Origin of the sequence: Nonomuraea sp. CA-143628 (assembly GCF_050942315.1) — a bacterium.
Classification (GTDB): domain Bacteria; phylum Actinomycetota; class Actinomycetes; order Streptosporangiales; family Streptosporangiaceae; genus Nonomuraea.
This window is the reverse complement of record NZ_CP192072.1, coordinates 1,485,109-1,501,936: the sequence shown is the minus strand read 5'-3', so window position 1 is coordinate 1,501,936 and position 16,828 is coordinate 1,485,109. Positions and strand designations below refer to the sequence as shown.

The following is a 16,828-nucleotide window of genomic DNA, read 5'->3' as shown; positions in this document are numbered from 1 at the left end:
GTAGCGCGCTAGGGCTCGCGGTCCCGCTGATGAACTAACGGTGGGTGGTCTCGTGGTCATCGCGTTGGGTATGCGGCTCATTGCACGGTGCCGGGTCGCCTGAATGTCACCGCCACCTGACGAGCACCGCATCCGTTGGCCAACTGCGAAGTCCCCCGTGGTCAACGGTTATCTCGCAAGCGCCGACACACAGCAAGTCAGAATGGTCGGGCGTAGCCAACGATGTCCTGACGGGAGGTGTAGTGGCTTATGCGGATGAGCTGGTCGGTGCCGGGGCCTCAATCATGCGCCTTGCCTGGTGTTGTGGGTCGGGTTCCCGGCCGTGCTGCTCACGGGGTCCATGATGTGGGAGAAGACCCCGGCCGTCACCGCCGCGCTGCACGCCGGCGACTGGCTGATCAAGATCCTGGCAATCTCCGCGATCGTGGGAGCGTGGCTGTGAACGACGTACGACCTCAGGGACCCTACGAGAGCGACCCGCGCGTCGACGACTACATCGCGAACCTGCCGGAGTGGCAGCAGGACATCTGCCGGCAGGTCCGCGACCTGATCCACGCCGCCGACCCCGAGGTCGCCGAGACCATCAAGCGGACCGTCCAGCCCTACTTCGTCCTCAAGGGCAACGTCTGCGCGCTGCTGGCCGCCAAGGACCACGTCAACGTGTTCCTGTACGACGGCGCCATCGTGCCCGACCCGGAAGGCATCATCACGGCCGGGCACAACAACAAGACCGCCCGGACCGTGTCCTTCCGCCAGGGCGAGACCATCAACGAACGCGCCCTCGTGGCGATGTTCCGGCAGATCATCGCCAACAACCGGGCCGGGGGCTGGCGCAAGCTCAAGGATCAGCCGAGGTAGGCGGTGCGTACAGCGGGCTCGTCGCGGATCTGGGCCGGGGTGCCGGAGGCGATGACGGGGCCGAGGTCGAGGACGACGAGGCGGTGACAGACGTACATGACGAAGGCCATGTCGTGTTCCACGAGCAGGACCGTGATGTCGAGGGAGGTGACGATGTCGCGGAGGCGGGCGGCCTGGTCGGTGTCCAGGCCGGAGGCGGGCTCGTCGAGGAGGAGCAGGGCGGGGCGGTCGGCCAGGGCGCGGGCCAGTTCGACCAGGCAGCGCCGGCCGACCGGGAGGGACGCGGCGTAGGCGTCGCGAAGGTCGGTCAGGCCGCAGAGAGCCAGGACCTCATCGGCGCGTTCACGGCGGGTCCGTTCCAGGGCGCGGCGGGCGGGCCAGCCGACCAGGTCGGCCAGCAGGCCGCCACCGCCGCCGTGCCATTCGAGGGCCGCCAGGACGTTGTCGAGGACGGTCAGGCGGCCGAACACCTGGGTTCGCTGGAAGGTACGGCGCAGGCCGTCGCGGGCCCGGCGGATGGCGGGATGGCTCTCCCCAGGTCCTCCGCCGTCCGGTAGGCGTAGGCCAGGTTGTTGCGGGAGGTCAGGGTGGAGGGGGGTCGCCGCCCAGCACCCGCTCCCGCTCGGCCAGGGATCACGAACGCTCTCGTTCCGGCGCTCGAACACCTCGCCAACCGCGGCTTGACACCGTAGGCAGATCGGATGTCTGCGCACGCGCGGAATGACCCAACAACAGCAGGTGGCGGACCTGTCTCGAAGGGAACTACATAGCCCTCAAGGACTGAGCGTTCCCTCACGGGGCCGAAAGGTGGTCTCAGCTCGGTGAGCTAAACCGGCTATTTGATAACGCAGCAACAATCCATATGATCTGCGGGTGCCAAATACATGCGCAGCGACCTCCCACCAACTCTCACTTACCCCTCTTGAACTGGGAAAACGACACGTATGCTCGCCTGACTCCTAAAGCGGGTGCCGCAGGTTCGAATCCTGCCGGGGGCACACATCCTGACCAGGCATTTTGCTATCTGACCTGCGGTTTCTCATCCGCAGGTCTTCTGCTTTCCAGGCCCGGGAGAGGTCACCGGGAGCAGCCGTATGCAGCCGTAGGACGTTGATCACGAGAGATATACGGGATGATCTTGAAGGCGTAGCCGCATGTCGGAACGCCGTTTTAGCCCATGCTCCTCCAGATCATCTCGTTGGAACCAGGCCATTGACACCACGTCGGATCACGGACGTGCCGATCATGCCTACAAAATCCCCATGACGAACACGAGCAGTCGATCTACTCTGAACCAAGCGTCACAGTGGACCGCAAGCCGACGGTCGATGAGTTGGCCTGCGTCTGGCTGTCCCGGTACAGAGCGGAGTGAGCTGCCCTGGGTTGGTTGGAGGCTCCCAAGACTGGAAGGCTGGGAGTCGTGCCCGCACCGAGGAAGTACCCCCAAGAGTTGCGTGATCGCGCCGTCAAGATGGTGTTCGACCTGCGTGAGGAGACCGGAGGCAAGGCAGGGGCGATCGCCCGGGTGGCCGACCGGCTCGGCGTGCATCGCGAGGCGCTGCGGTGTGAAGGGCCATGAAACGCCCTCCTACTCTCATGCTGTGGCCAGATATGTCGAGCACACCCGCACCTGGGAGTACGACGAGGACCGCTCCCGCTGGGAGCAGATCCTCGAAGTCCTGAACGCGCGCATCGACTCGGGCGAGTGGGGCCCCAAGTTCAAGATCTCCGAAGTGAAGCTCATGGAAGAGTTCGGCGTCGCCCGCCCCACCATCCGCAAGGCCATGGAACGCCTCCGAAACGCCGACAAGGTCTACACCGTCCCCAACCTGGGCAGCTTCGTGAAGACCGGCAGCGAGACCTAGGGCGTCAGCCAGGCTGTCGAAGTCCTGACTCCTCATCCCCTCCCCTGGCACGTCCCGGAAGTGACGTGCAGCGTGCCTACCGCCCGGAACCCGGCAGTCACGAGGTGGCTCAGTCGGCGCATCGAGCCCGCCGCGTGCCCGAACCTGATCACACTGTCGGTGCCAGTGGCTACGCTGCCGATCATGTCGATCCAGCCCTTACCTCAAGGCACCGGCTCCACCGCCTGGAATGTGCGATGGACGCGAAGCAGCGACGGCCGGCGCACGTACACCGAGGCCATACGACCGGAGACTGGCCACACCGGCCTTGTGTACGCGGTGGCCACCACGGAACTCAACGGCCATGCCGTCGCCATCATCGGCGGCGAGGATCACATGGTGCGAGTGTGGGACCTGACCACCGGCCGCCAGGTCGGCGAACCCCTCACCGGCCACACCGACTCGGTGTGCGCGGTGGCCGTCACCGAACTCAAGGGCAGTCCCATCGCCATCACCTGCAGCGACGACAACACCGTACGGATGTGGGACCTCACCACCCACAGCCAGATCGGCGAACCCCTCACCGGCCACACCAGCTGGGTGGAGGGGGTGGCCATCACCGAACTCAACGGCCAGCCCATCGCCATCACCTGTAGTGAAGACAAGACCGTACGGATGTGGGACCTCACCACCCACAGCCAGATCGGCGAACCCCTCACCGGTCACACCGGCTGGGTGTGGACGGTGACCACCACCGAACTCAACGGCCACCCCATTGCCATCACCGGCGGCAGCGACGAGACCGTACGGATGTGGGACCTCACCACCCACAGCCAGATCGGCGAACCCCTCACCGGCCACACCGGCCACGTGTACGCAGTGGCCGTCACCGAGCTCGACGGCCACCCCATCGCCATCACCGGCGGCAGCGACAACACCGTACGGATGTGGGACCTCACCACCGGCCACCAGATCGGCGAACCCCTCACCGGCCACACCGGCTGGGTGTGGACGGTGACCACCACCGAACTCAACGGCCACCCCATTGCCATCACCGGCGGCAGCGACGAGACCGTACGGATGTGGGACCTCACCACCGGCCACCAGATCGGCGAACCCCTCACCGACCACATCGGCCCGGTGTACGCGGTGGCCACCACCGAACTCAACGGCCACCCCATCGCCATCACCGGCAGCCAGGACGAGACCATCCGAGTATGGGATGTGGCCACGGCCGACACGGGCGTCATCAAGGCGGTGACCACCGCAATGCTGAACGGCCGACAGGTCGCCATCACCGCAGCCACCGACGCCACAATCCGCGTGTGGGACGTGGATACCGGCGAACCGGCCGACGACCCGCTGACCGGCCACACCGGACCCGTCAGTCAGGTCACCGCCGTCACCGTGGACGAGCGCCTCATCGTGCACAGCGCCGGCTCCGACGGCACCATCCGCACCTGGGATCCCGCCACCGGGCAACAGACCAACGCCATCACCTACTCCGGATCCACCATTCACGCGCTCACCACCGCCGTCCTCAATGGCCGGCCCTTCGTCGTCACCGCCGACTCCGGCAAGGACATCCACCGCTGGGACCCGGCCAACGGCACCCAACTCCCGCCAGTCGCCACCCGCAACCGCCGCTGGGCCCAAGCCCTGGCCACCACCACCGGCTCCGACGGACACCCCCTCGCGATCACTGGCACCTATCGCGGCGCCCTGCGCGTCCGCGACCTGCACACCAACCAGAACACCGCCCCCCACCCCACCGGCTATTACCACGGCAAACCGATCCGCAAAATCGCCCTCACCACCACCGCCGACGGCAACCTCATCGCGGTCACCACCAGCACCCACCCCAGAGAACTGGCCAAGACCTGGAACGTCACCACCGGCCAGCCCACCGGCGAACTACCTGTTCGCGATGCCGAAAACCTGGCGGCCGCCCTCGTCAACGGCCACCCCATCGCCGTCACCAGCGTCCGCGACACCATCAAAGTCTGGAACCTCACCACCGGCAATCAGATCGGCCCCGACCAGCAGTTCTCCGAACCCGTCACCGCCGTCGCCATCACCCCGGCCGGGCACCTCATCATCTGCGCAAGCCGCAAGATCACCGTCATGACCGCGAGCACCAAGCTCCGAAAGACCCTGGCCAGCACCACTTCGCCTTATGCGGGCGAGCCGACCGCGGCTCGACAGCCCCAGCCCTTGCATCGAGCGTGAACCGCCACCGCCCGAGGGCGCCGGCCCACATATTGGCCACCCGGGCAGCAACAGCGCACTCTGTAACGCATCAGCCGAGACTTCGGGGGCATCACTCTAGGTGTGGAAATAATCACCCTAAGTGGCCATCCCAGCTCAACCGCGCCGAGGTCACTGTGATCGAGGACCGTACTCCTGCGGGCAACTCGGACCGCTGGCGGGGCTGCATACGGCAATCGTGTTCACCCAGCTGTCCGTATACGTGCGCCCCTTGTACGAGTAGGTGATCTCGACCTCGGATCGCGCCGTCCGTCCCGTCGCCTGCGTCACCTGGATGCCGATGAGCAACTCGTGGCCCTTCTTACGCGGGCGGCCTTCCTCGGCCGGCAGGACGTATCCTTCGGCGGCGGTGAGCGGTCCCAGAGAGGCTTTTCGCGGAGGATAGCCGTCAACAGTCTGCTCAGCGGCGAATTTGCGGCCGTATCCGGCGGACAGTACTCCGAGCTGTCGCAGGCCGTTGCCGTCGAACATCGACCTGACTCCGGTGATGGTGATGGGTGCGTCGCCGAAGTTGTAGAGCAGGACCCATCCGTCGGTGAAGGTGGCGCCCGTGTCGCGCCGTAGCGCGTACCCGGTCGCAGGGGCCGACTTCAGGGGGCCTTCTCCTACCCGCGTGCCAACGGCAGCTCGTCCGTCATCTGTCGTGCTCGCCGGAGCCGGATCAGGGGGCGTGCCGGCGCAGCTCGACGTGCTCAGGACCAAGAAGACGAGAAGGCCGATGGGCCGCGCGATGACGAGCGGCCCATGGCTTTCGTGCGTAAATCTCACTTAGTACTCTTCCATCACGTAGGACGCGTAGATCGGAACGTCCTCGAGGCCGCAGATGCTCGCCGGCTTGACCGGGGTCACGGTGAGCTTCCAGTTCGATCCGTTTGTCGTTCGCGAGGCGAGAGCGACGGTGCCGAAGTCGACGTCGCCGTATCTCGTCCAAGTGGAGTCACGGGCGACCCAGGTGGCACTGGAGATGGACGTAGTGGTGTCGGGGTCCGGGCAGACTCCCTGGTTTCCGCCGCCCGGGATGATGTCGTTACCACCGGTGAATCGGTACGGGCGCCATTCGAACTTTCCGGAGAGCCGTTTTTCGAGGGTGATGTAGTTCTCGCACCACAGGTCCCAGGTGCGGAACTCGAATTCCGCCTGGAAATGTGCCGGTCTGAAGTGGCCGATCGCGAAGTCTATGCCCGCGGAAACGGTCTGAACGCCGGTGAATCCGACCTTGGCCAATGCCCCGCCCACGGCGATGTTGGCTGCGGCTTCCACCTGCGTCGTCTCCGTGTTGCCCCATGCGTAGGTGGCCGTGGTGTTCGGCCCTGTCGCATGCGCACGGACGGTGACCAGGCTGCGCTTGACCGGCAGGTCCGACATGGCGAAGAAGTAGCCTTCGTTGCTGTTGCAGTATTGTGCGGGATTCGGGATCGCTTGGGGCGTGCTCGACGGCGAGGCGGGGTGGCCGACCAGTTGAAGGGCGGCCTCGTTCTCGGTCGTAGTGGACGGGGCGAAGCCGGATCCATCGATCACGCGCTGCCGGTTGGTGATGGCCTTGCGGGGCGGAGCGGGCTCGGCCAGTGTCCAACGACTGCTCTTGGCGGAAGGCGTGTGCAGGTAGATCCGCCGCCAGACATTGTGCTGTCCGCCTGCCGACGTGATGAGCGCCGAGGCGACGCCGTGCTCGTCCGCGTATCCCGTCAGATCCTGAAGCCGGGGGGCGGTGAAGGCGAAGCTGCCATCCTTCGCCGTGCGGGTTTCGGCGAGCTTGACGTACTCCAGGCCAACGCCGACGTCCGCGGAGGAGATGAAGGCGCGCGTCGGTTCCAGGTCTACACGGAGTGACGTGTCGGCCAAGGGGCGGCCCGCACTGTCGTGAAGAGTTCCGGCGACCAGGGGCACGATGTCCTGCTCGGCTCCGCGTAAGGCCTTGCTGGCCGCTTCCGCAAGGGCCGCATTCGGTCTCTGGGTGCCTTTGAGCTGGTGCTCGGGTTCGACGGTCGCATTCGAGGTAGGCGTGCCGGCGACTATCGCGGTCGCGGCGAGGAGGGTGCAGAGCGCGCCACGGAGCGCCCGCTGTAAGACCATGCGCTTAGACTCCTATCGCATCGAAGATGCGCCACGGACGGGCGACTCTGACAGGAATCCCGTCCGTGGCTAAAGACGCGCCTCGCGAGGCCACCCCACCCTGCTCGATAACGGATTTCGATGCAAGATCTTGACAACGGCGATGGCCAGCTTTACAAGGTAACCGTCATTTTCGTGACCCACTTTGCCGTCTGTTCGCAGGTGAGGACTGATGTGGCGCGGGGAGCGACTCAACCGTAAGCGCTTCATGGCGAGACCGAATTTTTTTCGCCGAAAGATCCCGTGCAGTCCGGGTCCAACGCCGCTCAGTCTAAGTTGCTCATGAGACGCTTTTTACGAGCCCAGACGATCGCCGAGTCGCCTAAAGAGGTCCTAAAAACGACCTATCGGACGAGGCGTCGCCAGCAGATGATCGCGGCGGCGAGGGTCATGAAGACTTCGTGGATGTCGTCGCGGATCTCCCAGCGGATGCGCAGGCGGCGGAACCAGTGCAGGAGGGCTATCGTGCGTTCGATGACCCAGCGGTGAACGCACAGGCCGGAGCCATGCGCGGTGCCACGCCGGGCGATGTGCGGACGGACACCGACGCGCCAGACCCGGCGGCGGTAGACGTCATGGTCGTAGCCGCGGTCGGCGTATAAGCAGGCAGGACGCTTGCGCGGCCGGCCGGGCCGGCCCCGTACCGGCGGGATCGCCTTGATCAGCGGCAGCAGTTGGGTGACGTCGCCTGCGGTTGCCGCCAGTCAGCGACAACGCGAGCGGGATGCCGTTGCCCTCGGCAAGCTCGAGGGCCACCGGGTAGCGGGCCTCGGGCGAGCGGTCGTACTCGACGAAGACGACGGCCGCGCTCGCGCCGACGGCGAGCTCGCGCACGAGCCAGCCGTGGGTGCCCGCGTTGCCGATGACCCAGCCGCCGCCGTGCACGTACGGGACGACGGGGGAGCGTGCCCGTCGAGCCGACCGGCTTGACGATCCGCATCCGCACATTGCCGGCCTCGGCGGGGACGACGATCCACTTTTCGTCCACGTCCGGCTTGGCGATCGGGGCGGCCCGCAGGTCGTCGAGGACCTTGCGGGCGCCCTCGGGGCCGGGCTCGTACGGGAACGGCGGCTGCGAAGTGGCCTGCGCCAGCTCTCAGGCGGCGGGCTTGAGGATGTGCTTGTTCATGATGTGCCTTCTTTCGCCATGGATCAGCTACGTGCTTCGCGCGGTACGTAGGCGAAGGTGGGACCGGCGCCGCCGGGCAGCGCCATCAGGGCCTGCGCCTGGGCCCTGAGCGTGAACATGGTGCGGGTGGCGTCCGTGAGCCGCTTCGGGTCGCCGTTGAACGCCTGCTCCAGCAGGTTCAGCAGGGTGCTGTAGGTGGTGTCGAACAGATCCTGCGCCGCCCGTACGGCACTGCCCGGCGCGGCGGGCCGCGGGTTGGGTGTCATCGGGAGCACGCCGTCCGGATCGACGCCGATCTCCTCGCCGGTCGGGCCGGTCTTCGGGGTGTCGCCCCGCTGGTAACGGCGGCCGAGCTTGAGCTCCTGGAAACGGTAGTAGTGGGCGACCTCGTCCCGCTCGGGGTGGAGGACATCCTGGTCACCGTCCCAGACCTCGTCGCGGGCGTTGCCTTCCCCCTCCTCGACGATCTCCTTCAGCGCGCCGAGCGCGGACTCCAGATCCTCGACGGCGAACAGCGATCCGGAAGTGTGACGGAAGCGAGCACCGCTCACTTGCCTTGCCGGGTCGCCGCAGAAGACCTCATTCTCGCCGAGCGTGTCGCACAGGAAGCGCAACCCCTGCTCGATCGCCGCGTAGAACTGCCCGATCGTCTCGTAACCATCGTCCTCCGGCGGCGCGCTCGGCGCCGCCGGCCGCTCCAGGCGCAGGAACATCTCCAGCGCCTCCGGCCCGAACGGCACCAGCGACACCTCCAGATCGCTGTGCGGCAGCTTGCGCGGATGCGGCGGCAACATCTGCGGCATGTCCAGACGTGGCCGACCGCCGACGGCGTTGAGCAGGTTCGCGGCCAGCGCCAGATGCAGCATCTCCTCCACGAAGACGCCGCTCACCACCTCCACCGCCGCCGGGTTACGCTCCGGATCCAGCGAGTACAGCGCCGTCAGATACGGCGGCAGCGTCGCGTGCTCCAGCTCGATCGCCCACTGCAGGTGTTCACGGAGGCTGTCCAGCGTGTCGATCCGCGGCTCAGGCAACGTCGCCACCCGGCCGCAAGCCGCCCTCCAGCACCTCGACCGCGTCGCGCAGCACCCGCAGCTCGATCTTCTCGCGCTCGACGTCCATCGGGTCGTACAGTCACTCGGTGACCGGCCGCTCCATCTCCTCCTCCGAGGGGCTGGCATCGGCGATGATCAGCTCCTCCTCGACCTCGACGTGGAGCTCGTACAGGAACTCCTTCTCACCGTTCGGGGTGCTCATGTCTCCTCCATGGGTTGTGTGGCCGGCCTGCTGACCGCGTGGATCAGCCGGACGGCGATCTGGCCGGTGGCGAACAGGTGGGCGAAGCGCTCGCCCTGGCGGGCAGCGAGCGCGTAGGCGGGATCGGCCCGGTGGCGGCGGGCGACTACCGCGGCGACCTGGTCGGCGCGCCGCGACCACGACAGAGGTGCCTGGCCGGGCTGGTCGAGTTGCTCCAGACCCTCGAACCCGGCGCCTTCGAGCAGTGCGTCGAGCTCCCGGCAGGTGGGAAAGTGGTTGCCGTCGGGGACCTGGAGAACCTGCGGGCCCCTGGCCACGACCACCGAGAGCCCGAGCGAGGCGCCGGGCTTGAGCACCCGGTGGATCTCCCTGAGCACCCCGGCCTTGTCCCGCACGGTGCACAGCACGCCCAGGCACCAGGCGGCGTCGGCGGTTGCCGTGCGGAGCGGGATCTCTCGCCCGTCTGCCGCGATGATCGGCAGTCCGAACAGCCGGGCGGCCGCGCGGCCGGCGGCCGGCATCGGCTCGATCAGGATCGGCCGGACCCCGAAGCGCTCGGCCGCCCAGGCCGCCGGCCCGCCGACTCCCGCACCCACATCGAGCAGCCGCATCCCGGGCGCCAGCTCGCACGCCTCGGCCAGCCATGCCAGCGCCGCGGGGCTCGCGCTGCCACGGCAGGCAGCCGGTACGGCATGCCGCTCCCCGAGCAGCTCGACCGCGTCGGCGGTCCAGCCCGCGACATCGTCGAACTCGGCGACCATCGCCAACGCGGTCACAACGACTTCCCCTGTTCAGTGATGTGGCCCGATCGGCAGCTAAGACAGGACAGCCCCGGCACTTGTGACAGGATCCGGCTACTCGACGAGCTTTCCCGCGGTGGAGACCTCGCGCATGAGCGCTGCGATCTCGGCGGGATGCTCTCCCGGTCCAGCGATCCGGGGCCGGAGCACACGAGGCTGACCTGCGGCGAGGGGTCGAGTTCCGGGTAGTCGGAGCGGTTGTGGCAGCCGTGGGTTCGATGGTCGCGCGCGCGGCGAGCGCCGCGGACTTCAGCCGGGCCGCTTCGGAGACGAGCGTGCCGGCCGCGTTCTCCGGCGTGATGAGACCGGACGGATGGAACTGCACCAGCTCGGGGTCGCGGACGCGGCAGCCGACCAGGACGGCCAGGTGGAAGGAGTCGCCGGTGTCGCTTCGGCGCCCTGGACGTCCTGGTGCACAACGCAGGGGTGATGCTCAACGGCCCCATCGTGGGTGCGGACATCACGCAATGGACCCGCATGGTCGAGACCAACTTGCCCGGCCAAGCAGAAGCCGGAAGACATGGAGCAGATGTCGCGCCGATCAGGGAGCTCGGCGCGGGAGCGTGATCACAACGAGCAGTCCCGCTCCCGGTGCTCGTCGAGTGCGCGGAGCACGTCGGCGCAGGCCTGCGCGAAGCCGGCCAGCCGCTCGGGCCCCAGCACGTCGATGAACAGGGCGTGAACCACCTCGGTGTGCTCGGGGACGGCCTTGTTGATCGCCGCGTGGCCCTTGTCGGTGAGCCGCACGTCGGGGTAGCGGCGGTCGTTGGAGTCCACTCTCTCGACAAGCCCGCGTTGCGCCATCCGGGTGAGCTGGTGGGACAGGCGGCTCTTCTCCCACTGGGTCGCGGCGGCCACCTCCGCGACGGGCATCTCCCGCTGCTCCGACTCCGTGAGCCGGACCAGGACCTCGAAGTCGGCCGCGGACAGGTCGCACTCGCGCTGCAGGTGCTGCTGCAGGTGCGAGCCGAGGTGCTTGGCCATTTCGATGTACGTGCGCCACATCCGGTCGGCCTCGCCGAGTTCCTGCTCCCATCCCATGACGCCCACTCTACCCGTGGGTTGACGCATCAACCTGGCGTGTATGGTGGCCGGGTTGATACATCAACCTGAACACGAGGTCTCTATGTGCGAGCAGCAGATCATCGCCGTGGTGGGCGCGACCGGAGCGCAAGGGGGCGGGCTGGTCCGCGCGATCCTCGACGACCGCAGTGGGCGGTTCGCCGCGCGAGCCCTGACCCGGGACCCGGGTTCGGCGCGGGCCAGGGAACTGGCCGCGCTCGGGGCCGAGGTCGTCGGGGCCGATCTCGACGACGCGGACAGCCTGCGCAAGGCGTTCGACGGCGCCCACGGCGCCTTCGTGGTGACCAACTTCTGGGAGCCTCGCACGCCCGAGGAGGAGCGGGCGCGGCCCGCGACCACCAAGGAGCGGGAGCAGGCCGGCAACGCGGCGCGGGCAGGGCAGGAGGCCGGCGTACGGCATTTCGTCTGGTCCACGCTGTCCGACACCCGCGGCTACTTCCGGCCGGGCGACGGGACGCCGAGCTTCGATGGCTCGTACAAGGTGCCGCACGCCGACGGCAAGGCCGAGGCCGACCGGTTCTTCCTGGAGTCGGGCGTGCCCACCACCTTCCTGCAGGCGAACGTCTACTACGAGGCGTTCCGGGACATGTTCGCGCCCCGGCGTGACGAGACGGGCGCGCTGGTGCTGCCGCTCGGGTTCGGCGAGGCGCGGGTGGCCGCGCACGCCGCGGAGGACGTCGGCAGGACCGCGCTGGGGATCTTCCGCCACGGGATCGGGATGGCCGGCAGGCGGGTGAGCGTCGCCGGGTCTGTGCTCACCGGCGCGCAGTACGCCGCCGCGCTGAGCCTGGCGCTCGGCGAGCCCGTCACCTACCAGGCGGTCAGTCCCGACATGATCCGGGCCTCGGGGTTCCCGGGCGCGGGCGAGGTCGGCAACATGCTCCAGTACCTGATCGCGGCCGCCCCGGACATCGCCGAGCTCATCGACTTCGAGCTGCTACGCGAGCTCAACCCGAGGCTGCAGTCGTTCGACACGTGGCTGGCCGCCCACCGCGACACCATCCCGCGCTGACCGGCATCCGTCCTCTCCCCGCGCGTGGTCGTCCCCGGGTAACGTCGCGGAGCCGTGTCACAGGATCGGGAACTGCTCTGTCTACAGGGACGAACCTGCGGCCGCGCAGCCTTCGATACGTCGTTCAGCCGGGCCATGCCGCTGTGCGCGGGCCTGGTGGCCATCGGTGCGTCGATCGCCTTCGGCATGCCGCAGCAGACCGCCGCGGCCTCGCGCCGACCGCACGGGCGGACCCACAGCCGGCTGATGGACCCGCCGCCGGCGTCCCGCTTCGCCCATCACCAAACCGTCGGCTGAGGCCCGGTGGGGGGGCTCCCGGCCGTCACACCGGTGGATGCCCACCGGTCCTGCCGTACAGGAAAGGATCAAGACATGTCGCACCCGTACCCGGAGCAGAAGTACTGGGGTGAGGACGGTGAGGTCAGCGCCATCTTCCGTCCGGCCACCGCACCGCCGGACATCGGTGAGAGCGGTACCGGGAAGGACGCCCTCCACTATCTGGCGACCACCGCCACCACCCGGGGTGAGTTCGGGCTGTACCGGGTGGAGATGCGGCCCCGGGCGGGCGGCCCCAAGAAGCACTTCCACAAGCGGATCTCGGAATCGTTCTACATCCTGGACGGCACGGTGCGCGTGTTCGACGGTGTGCGGTGGGTCGACGCCCGCAAGGGAGACTTCCTGCACGTGCCCCAGGGCGGGTTGCACGCCTTCCGGAACGACTCCGACGCCCCGGCCGACATGCTGCTGCTGTTCACCCCGGGAGCCCCGCGTGAGGAGTACTTCGAGCAGATGTCGCACCTGGCACACGCTTCGGAGGAGGAGCGTGCCACGTTCTGCGACGAGCACGACTCGTACTTCGTGGAGTAGGAGCGGCGGCACGTAAGAATCCCACCGACAGGCGGGCCCCGCGCCCGTGACACCGGTCGTCGCCGGGACGTCACGGGGCGGGGCTCGCCGTCCGGGGGTCAGGCCATGGGCCGCGGCACGCGCAGGTGGGCACGCGCGCGGAACCGAGCACAAAGTCGACGCTTGGCGGCCTCCCCCTGGCCGACGATGCACTTTGGGGAGATCCGAGAGAGAAAAGCCCGCAGCACGGGATCGTCACTCCAAAGTGCGATCCGCCGCTCCTGGGCTAGGTCCACAACCGACGCCCAGGCGCATATCGCTGGCGCATTTGCGTGCGGCCATCTACCGGCGACCGGGTACGGCGATCGAATGCCTGAGGCTGAAGGGCTACAGAGTTACGCCGCCGTCCCACAATCCCTGGACATGGTTGAATCACCTCTGCGAGGCACTCTCAGTGATCTGCCTGATCCGATCATGATGCGCGTCAGCGAGGCGTTCGAGTTGTCCCGGGTAGCGGTTGTCGTACTGGATGAGCGACAACAACAGACCAGGGTGTCGTAGCTGCGGCACAGACTCCCATACTCCACGGGCGATCGGGTCGGTGCTGTTCTTGTCGACCATCCACGCGATGTGTCCCAAGGCCGCGTCCAGATCTCGCAGCACGTCCATGACGTGTTTCAGCGACTCGGGCGGGCTCATGGCTAGCGTTTCGGCCAGAAAATCCGTCTCGGGCATCGCCCAGTTCTTGGTGCTTGTGCCGGATTTGCCGGGGAAGTCTGCGCGGCCGGCCCGGTCCAGCATCGCGAGCAGTTCCTCGGCGGTGAGGTGGCCGCTGGCTACGCGGCCGATGACACGCCGTCGCTTGATATTCCGCTGCCACTTGGAAAGAACGCTCCCGATGAAGAAACCCACAACGATCAGACCCACCGCCACCGCACCGCGCGCCGGGATCTGTTGGTCCGGGGTCACGTTCGGGAGTTCGATGGGCAGCACGAGGACGACGAGTACGAGAGCCAAGCAGAGCCCGCGGTTGACCCAGCGGAGCACGGTGGCGATGTCGATCGACTGTGCCAGGTTCCGCTGGACGCCGCGGAGGATCAGGTTCGGGTCGCGGGAGGCGACGTGCTGGTTGAAGAGGTCACGCAGCGGGCGCAGATGTGGGAGGACCCAGTCTCGTACGTCCTGGGGCAGCCGTCCTGTCCAGCTCATGTAGACCACTAGCGCGACAGGCCATGTATCGGCTGCCGCCCTGAACATCTCGAGCACTGCGGTTCCCACCTCCCCCATCAGGAGGGAGACGACCGCGTGCACGGCCAGGACGGTGTCGGCGATCGTGAGGATGAGCCCGGTGAACGCTGGGATCAAGGCCGCGGTGTACGCCTGTCGGGAGATGGTCCTCAGCTGCAGGCCGGAGCCGTACAGGAAGAAGGCGCAGACCAGTAGCAGCGGCGTCCAGAACCACCACTCACTGAGATGTGTGACCAGCTGGCCGCCGATCTGGACGATGCTCACCACCGCCCATGCCTGGAGCAGGCGCATGGTGGCGCGAATAATGGCCGCCAGGCCGATGACGTCGTCGTGGAGCCGGATCCTGGCCCGTGGCACCAGCAGGGTGACCAATGGCGGGGACTGCAGGACCCGGCCGACGAGCAGCAGACGGACGTGTCCCGGCAGGCGCAGGAACGTCTCGGGCGAGGCGCTGAGCTGCTCAGCCGCGTCGAGCACCAGCTCGTCGGAGCCGTTCGCCCGTTCCAACCGGGTCACCGCCCACGCCCCGACCTCTGGCGACGCGAGCGGCAGCAGGGCCAGGGCACGGTTCTGCTCCGCCGGTCTGCCGCGTACGAACGCGCTGACCACGATGCGGTCGATGAGAGGCGTCAGCTCGGCGAACTCAGGCACGTTGCCCTCCACCCTGTTCAGCAGATCGAGCACGTGTCTCATCGGTGCGGGCCAGGCCAGCCCGGATTGTGCGGTCGCGGTGGGAGCGTTCGGTGGAGCCGCCAGGTACGGGGTCACGTCCTCGATTCCCCACTCCGCTTTGGTCATCTGCTCGTCGAGCACCTCGCGGGCCGCGGCGATCAGTTTCTCCCGCAGCTCACCTTCATGGAGGCCAAGACAGAGCGCCACGGAGTCGCGCCAGACCGGCGCCGTGATAAGGGGCCTCGGGTCAAGACTCCCACGCATACGTACGAGCCGGCGCGCCGCGAAGTAGTCCCTGAACATGCGGCTGGCGAATACCGCTGAACCGTTCCGGTAGGCGTGTATGAGTCCCGCCGCCGTCAAGGCCTGGACGGGCGCGGGAGCCGGGGACTCGGTGCCCGCTGTCAGGTCGGGCTCGATCGCGTGGGCGGCCAGGGCCTCGGCGACCTCTGCGGCCTGGAGCGATCCATCAACGGCCGCCAGCCGCTCGGCTACGGCCGCTTCCAGCAGTTCGTACGAGGTGCTGGGGAAGTGCTCGGCCCCGGCTCGCCGCACGTAGTCGCAGAGGAGTTGCAGAAACAGTGGGTTGGCCGCACGCCGCGCCAAGTCAGGGTGCTCAGCCAGGTGAGTGAAGAGTCCGAAGAGCACGCTGTCGGCGATGCCTCTCCTCGCGGCTATGTCCTGTTGCTGTGCGTAGGTCAGCGGCGAGACGCGCAGGATGTCCTCACCGGCGAGCAGGTCGGGCTCGTCCTGGATCACGACGACCGCCCTGAATGTCGGCCCGCTGTCAGTGAACTGACGAATGGCCTTCAGCAGCGTCTCTCTCGACTCGGCGGTGTCGAAACCGTCGAACAAGAAGACCCACCTCAGCTTCCGTCGTTCGGTCAGCAGGCGACGGAGGTCGTCCTCGATGATCGAGTCCCCATCGGCGACGAACCTGTAGATGTGGCTGCGTATGACATCCGCCGTGACAGGAACGGCCAGCGCGGCGAGATCAACATATAAAGCGATTCGGCGGGGCTTCTTCGTGTTCAGGATGTGTCGGCGTGTCCGCAACACTGCCTTCCGCAGGGCCAAGGTCCTACCGGAACCGGCTTCTCCAAGGATGAACGTAACCTTGGCGTCGGACCGCAGCAGTTCCCGAGAAACAGGCCGCCGGCGGCGGAACCTCTTCTCGATGGTTACGAGAGGCTCGGTGACCTGGACCGGCTCGCCAAGCCTCTCGACGACAGTCTTGGAGATATACCGCAACTGGTCCACATACGTCTCCGGCCCCGTCCGCGCGACACGTACGGCTCCCAAGGCGAACACGGCGCAGCCGATCCCTGAAGCCACCCACGGCGTCAAGCCCGGCCAGGCGCGAGGCGGAACCCCGGCGGCAGTGAGCCAGATGTACAGGCCGAACCCGATCAACAGCAGGCCCAACACCGAGAAAGTCCGCCCGCTGATCCTCCGGAACGCCTCCTCACGGCCATGCGCGTGCGTGAAGGCGTCGAACCTCAGGCTGATCAGGGCTGCCACGGTGGCGATGACGGACAGTGTCCAGGTGATCTGGTTGAGGAGCTCTTGCGTCACGACCGCACTCCCAGATGTTCGGCTACCTGAACAACGGAGCTTCCGCGACGAGCGTTACGCATTGGGCAGAGCTGCTCACCCGGAGCAAGAAGACGATCGCGGCGGCCGGGGTGCCGTTCGAGCC

The 16,828-nt window shown here is 67.4% G+C and carries 16 protein-coding genes and 2 pseudogenes; 8 read left to right on the top strand and 10 right to left on the bottom strand.

Features of this window, described 5'->3' with window-relative positions; genetic code table 11:
- The first annotated feature begins 298 nt into the window (after positions 1-298).
- Positions 299-442, top strand: a complete 144-nt coding sequence (locus ACQP2T_RS06980; protein WP_433515374.1) for a hypothetical protein — start codon at positions 299-301, stop codon at positions 440-442.
- Positions 433-858 carry a DUF1801 domain-containing protein gene (locus ACQP2T_RS06975; RefSeq protein ID WP_433515373.1) on the top strand — a complete coding sequence of 142 codons (426 nt, stop codon included), beginning with the start codon at positions 433-435 and terminating at the stop codon, positions 856-858. Before ACQP2T_RS06980 ends, ACQP2T_RS06975 begins: the two co-directional genes overlap by 10 nt.
- Here the strand turns inward: ACQP2T_RS06975 and ACQP2T_RS06970 are convergent.
- Positions 846-1,523 (bottom strand): ABC transporter ATP-binding protein, encoded by a 678-nt coding sequence (locus ACQP2T_RS06970; RefSeq protein ID WP_433515372.1) that lies wholly within the window; start codon positions 1,521-1,523, stop codon positions 846-848. The genes ACQP2T_RS06975 and ACQP2T_RS06970 overlap by 13 nt on opposite strands.
- A gap of 755 nt (positions 1,524-2,278) precedes the next feature.
- Between ACQP2T_RS06970 and ACQP2T_RS06965 the strand changes: the two genes are divergently transcribed.
- The 3 genes from ACQP2T_RS06965 to ACQP2T_RS06955 all read left to right on the top strand — a co-directional run bounded on the left by ACQP2T_RS06965 (position 2,279) and on the right by ACQP2T_RS06955 (position 4,931).
- Positions 2,279-2,437 (top strand): hypothetical protein, encoded by a 159-nt coding sequence (locus tag ACQP2T_RS06965; protein WP_433515371.1) that lies wholly within the window; start codon positions 2,279-2,281, stop codon positions 2,435-2,437.
- A gap of 22 nt (positions 2,438-2,459) precedes the next feature.
- Positions 2,460-2,723: a GntR family transcriptional regulator gene (locus ACQP2T_RS06960; RefSeq protein WP_433515370.1), complete on the top strand. Its 264-nt coding sequence runs from the start codon at positions 2,460-2,462 to the stop codon at positions 2,721-2,723.
- Positions 2,724-2,906: 183 nt separating this feature from the next.
- Positions 2,907-4,931, top strand: a complete 2,025-nt coding sequence (locus ACQP2T_RS06955; protein WP_433515369.1) for a WD40 repeat domain-containing protein — start codon at positions 2,907-2,909, stop codon at positions 4,929-4,931.
- Between the two features lie 150 nt (positions 4,932-5,081).
- Here the strand turns inward: ACQP2T_RS06955 and ACQP2T_RS06950 are convergent, their stop codons facing one another.
- The 8 genes and pseudogenes from ACQP2T_RS06950 to ACQP2T_RS06915 form a co-directional block, all read right to left on the bottom strand.
- Complete coding sequence (locus ACQP2T_RS06950; RefSeq protein WP_433515368.1) at positions 5,082-5,738, bottom strand: hypothetical protein; 657 nt, start codon at positions 5,736-5,738, stop codon at positions 5,082-5,084.
- Positions 5,739-7,043, bottom strand: coding sequence for a hypothetical protein (locus ACQP2T_RS06945; RefSeq protein WP_433515367.1), 1,305 nt, complete (start codon positions 7,041-7,043; stop codon positions 5,739-5,741).
- A 383-nt stretch (positions 7,044-7,426) separates the two neighbouring features.
- Positions 7,427-7,814 (bottom strand): annotated as a pseudogene (locus ACQP2T_RS06940) (transposase); the annotation flags it as partial.
- Positions 7,815-7,886: 72 nt separating this feature from the next.
- Positions 7,887-8,030 (bottom strand): annotated as a pseudogene (locus tag ACQP2T_RS06935) (hypothetical protein); the annotation flags it as partial.
- A 204-nt stretch (positions 8,031-8,234) separates the two neighbouring features.
- Positions 8,235-9,245 (bottom strand): ferritin-like domain-containing protein, encoded by a 1,011-nt coding sequence (locus ACQP2T_RS06930; protein WP_433515366.1) that lies wholly within the window; start codon positions 9,243-9,245, stop codon positions 8,235-8,237.
- A gap of 100 nt (positions 9,246-9,345) precedes the next feature.
- Positions 9,346-9,468 carry a hypothetical protein gene (locus ACQP2T_RS06925; RefSeq protein WP_433515365.1) on the bottom strand — a complete coding sequence of 41 codons (123 nt, stop codon included), beginning with the start codon at positions 9,466-9,468 and terminating at the stop codon, positions 9,346-9,348.
- On the bottom strand, positions 9,465-10,244 hold the full coding sequence (locus tag ACQP2T_RS06920; RefSeq protein WP_433515364.1) for a class I SAM-dependent methyltransferase: 780 nt from the start codon (positions 10,242-10,244) through the stop codon (positions 9,465-9,467). The genes ACQP2T_RS06925 and ACQP2T_RS06920 overlap by 4 nt, the downstream gene beginning before the upstream one ends.
- Before the next feature lie 591 nt (positions 10,245-10,835).
- Positions 10,836-11,309, bottom strand: a complete 474-nt coding sequence (locus ACQP2T_RS06915; protein ID WP_433515363.1) for a MarR family winged helix-turn-helix transcriptional regulator — start codon at positions 11,307-11,309, stop codon at positions 10,836-10,838.
- A gap of 85 nt (positions 11,310-11,394) precedes the next feature.
- On the opposite strand from ACQP2T_RS06915, the gene ACQP2T_RS06910 reads away from it, so the two are divergent.
- From ACQP2T_RS06910 to ACQP2T_RS06900, 3 genes are all read left to right on the top strand, one after another.
- Positions 11,395-12,363, top strand: a complete 969-nt coding sequence (locus tag ACQP2T_RS06910) for an NmrA/HSCARG family protein (protein ID WP_433515362.1) — start codon at positions 11,395-11,397, stop codon at positions 12,361-12,363.
- A gap of 54 nt (positions 12,364-12,417) precedes the next feature.
- A complete protein-coding gene (locus ACQP2T_RS06905; protein WP_433515361.1) occupies positions 12,418-12,660 on the top strand; it encodes a hypothetical protein in 243 nt (80 codons plus the stop codon).
- Between the two features lie 75 nt (positions 12,661-12,735).
- Entirely contained in the window at positions 12,736-13,230 is a 495-nt protein-coding gene (locus tag ACQP2T_RS06900; RefSeq protein ID WP_433515360.1) for a cupin domain-containing protein, read from the top strand.
- Positions 13,231-13,641: 411 nt separating this feature from the next.
- Here the strand turns inward: ACQP2T_RS06900 and ACQP2T_RS06895 are convergent, their stop codons facing one another.
- Positions 13,642-16,704 (bottom strand): NACHT domain-containing protein, encoded by a 3,063-nt coding sequence (locus ACQP2T_RS06895; RefSeq protein WP_433515359.1) that lies wholly within the window; start codon positions 16,702-16,704, stop codon positions 13,642-13,644.
- Between the last annotated feature and the right edge of the window lie 124 nt (positions 16,705-16,828).

Coding starts and splice junctions, on each gene's coding strand:
- ACQP2T_RS06900 (WP_433515360.1), top strand. CDS start 12,736: ATGTCGCACCCGTACCCGGAGCAGAAGTACTGGGGTGAGGACGGTGAG.
- ACQP2T_RS06955 (WP_433515369.1), top strand. CDS start 2,907: ATGTCGATCCAGCCCTTACCTCAAGGCACCGGCTCCACCGCCTGGAAT.
- ACQP2T_RS06910 (WP_433515362.1), top strand. CDS start 11,395: ATGTGCGAGCAGCAGATCATCGCCGTGGTGGGCGCGACCGGAGCGCAA.
- ACQP2T_RS06925 (WP_433515365.1), bottom strand. CDS start 9,468: ATGAGCACCCCGAACGGTGAGAAGGAGTTCCTGTACGAGCTCCACGTC.
- ACQP2T_RS06945 (WP_433515367.1), bottom strand. CDS start 7,043: ATGGTCTTACAGCGGGCGCTCCGTGGCGCGCTCTGCACCCTCCTCGCC.
- ACQP2T_RS06915 (WP_433515363.1), bottom strand. CDS start 11,309: ATGGGATGGGAGCAGGAACTCGGCGAGGCCGACCGGATGTGGCGCACG.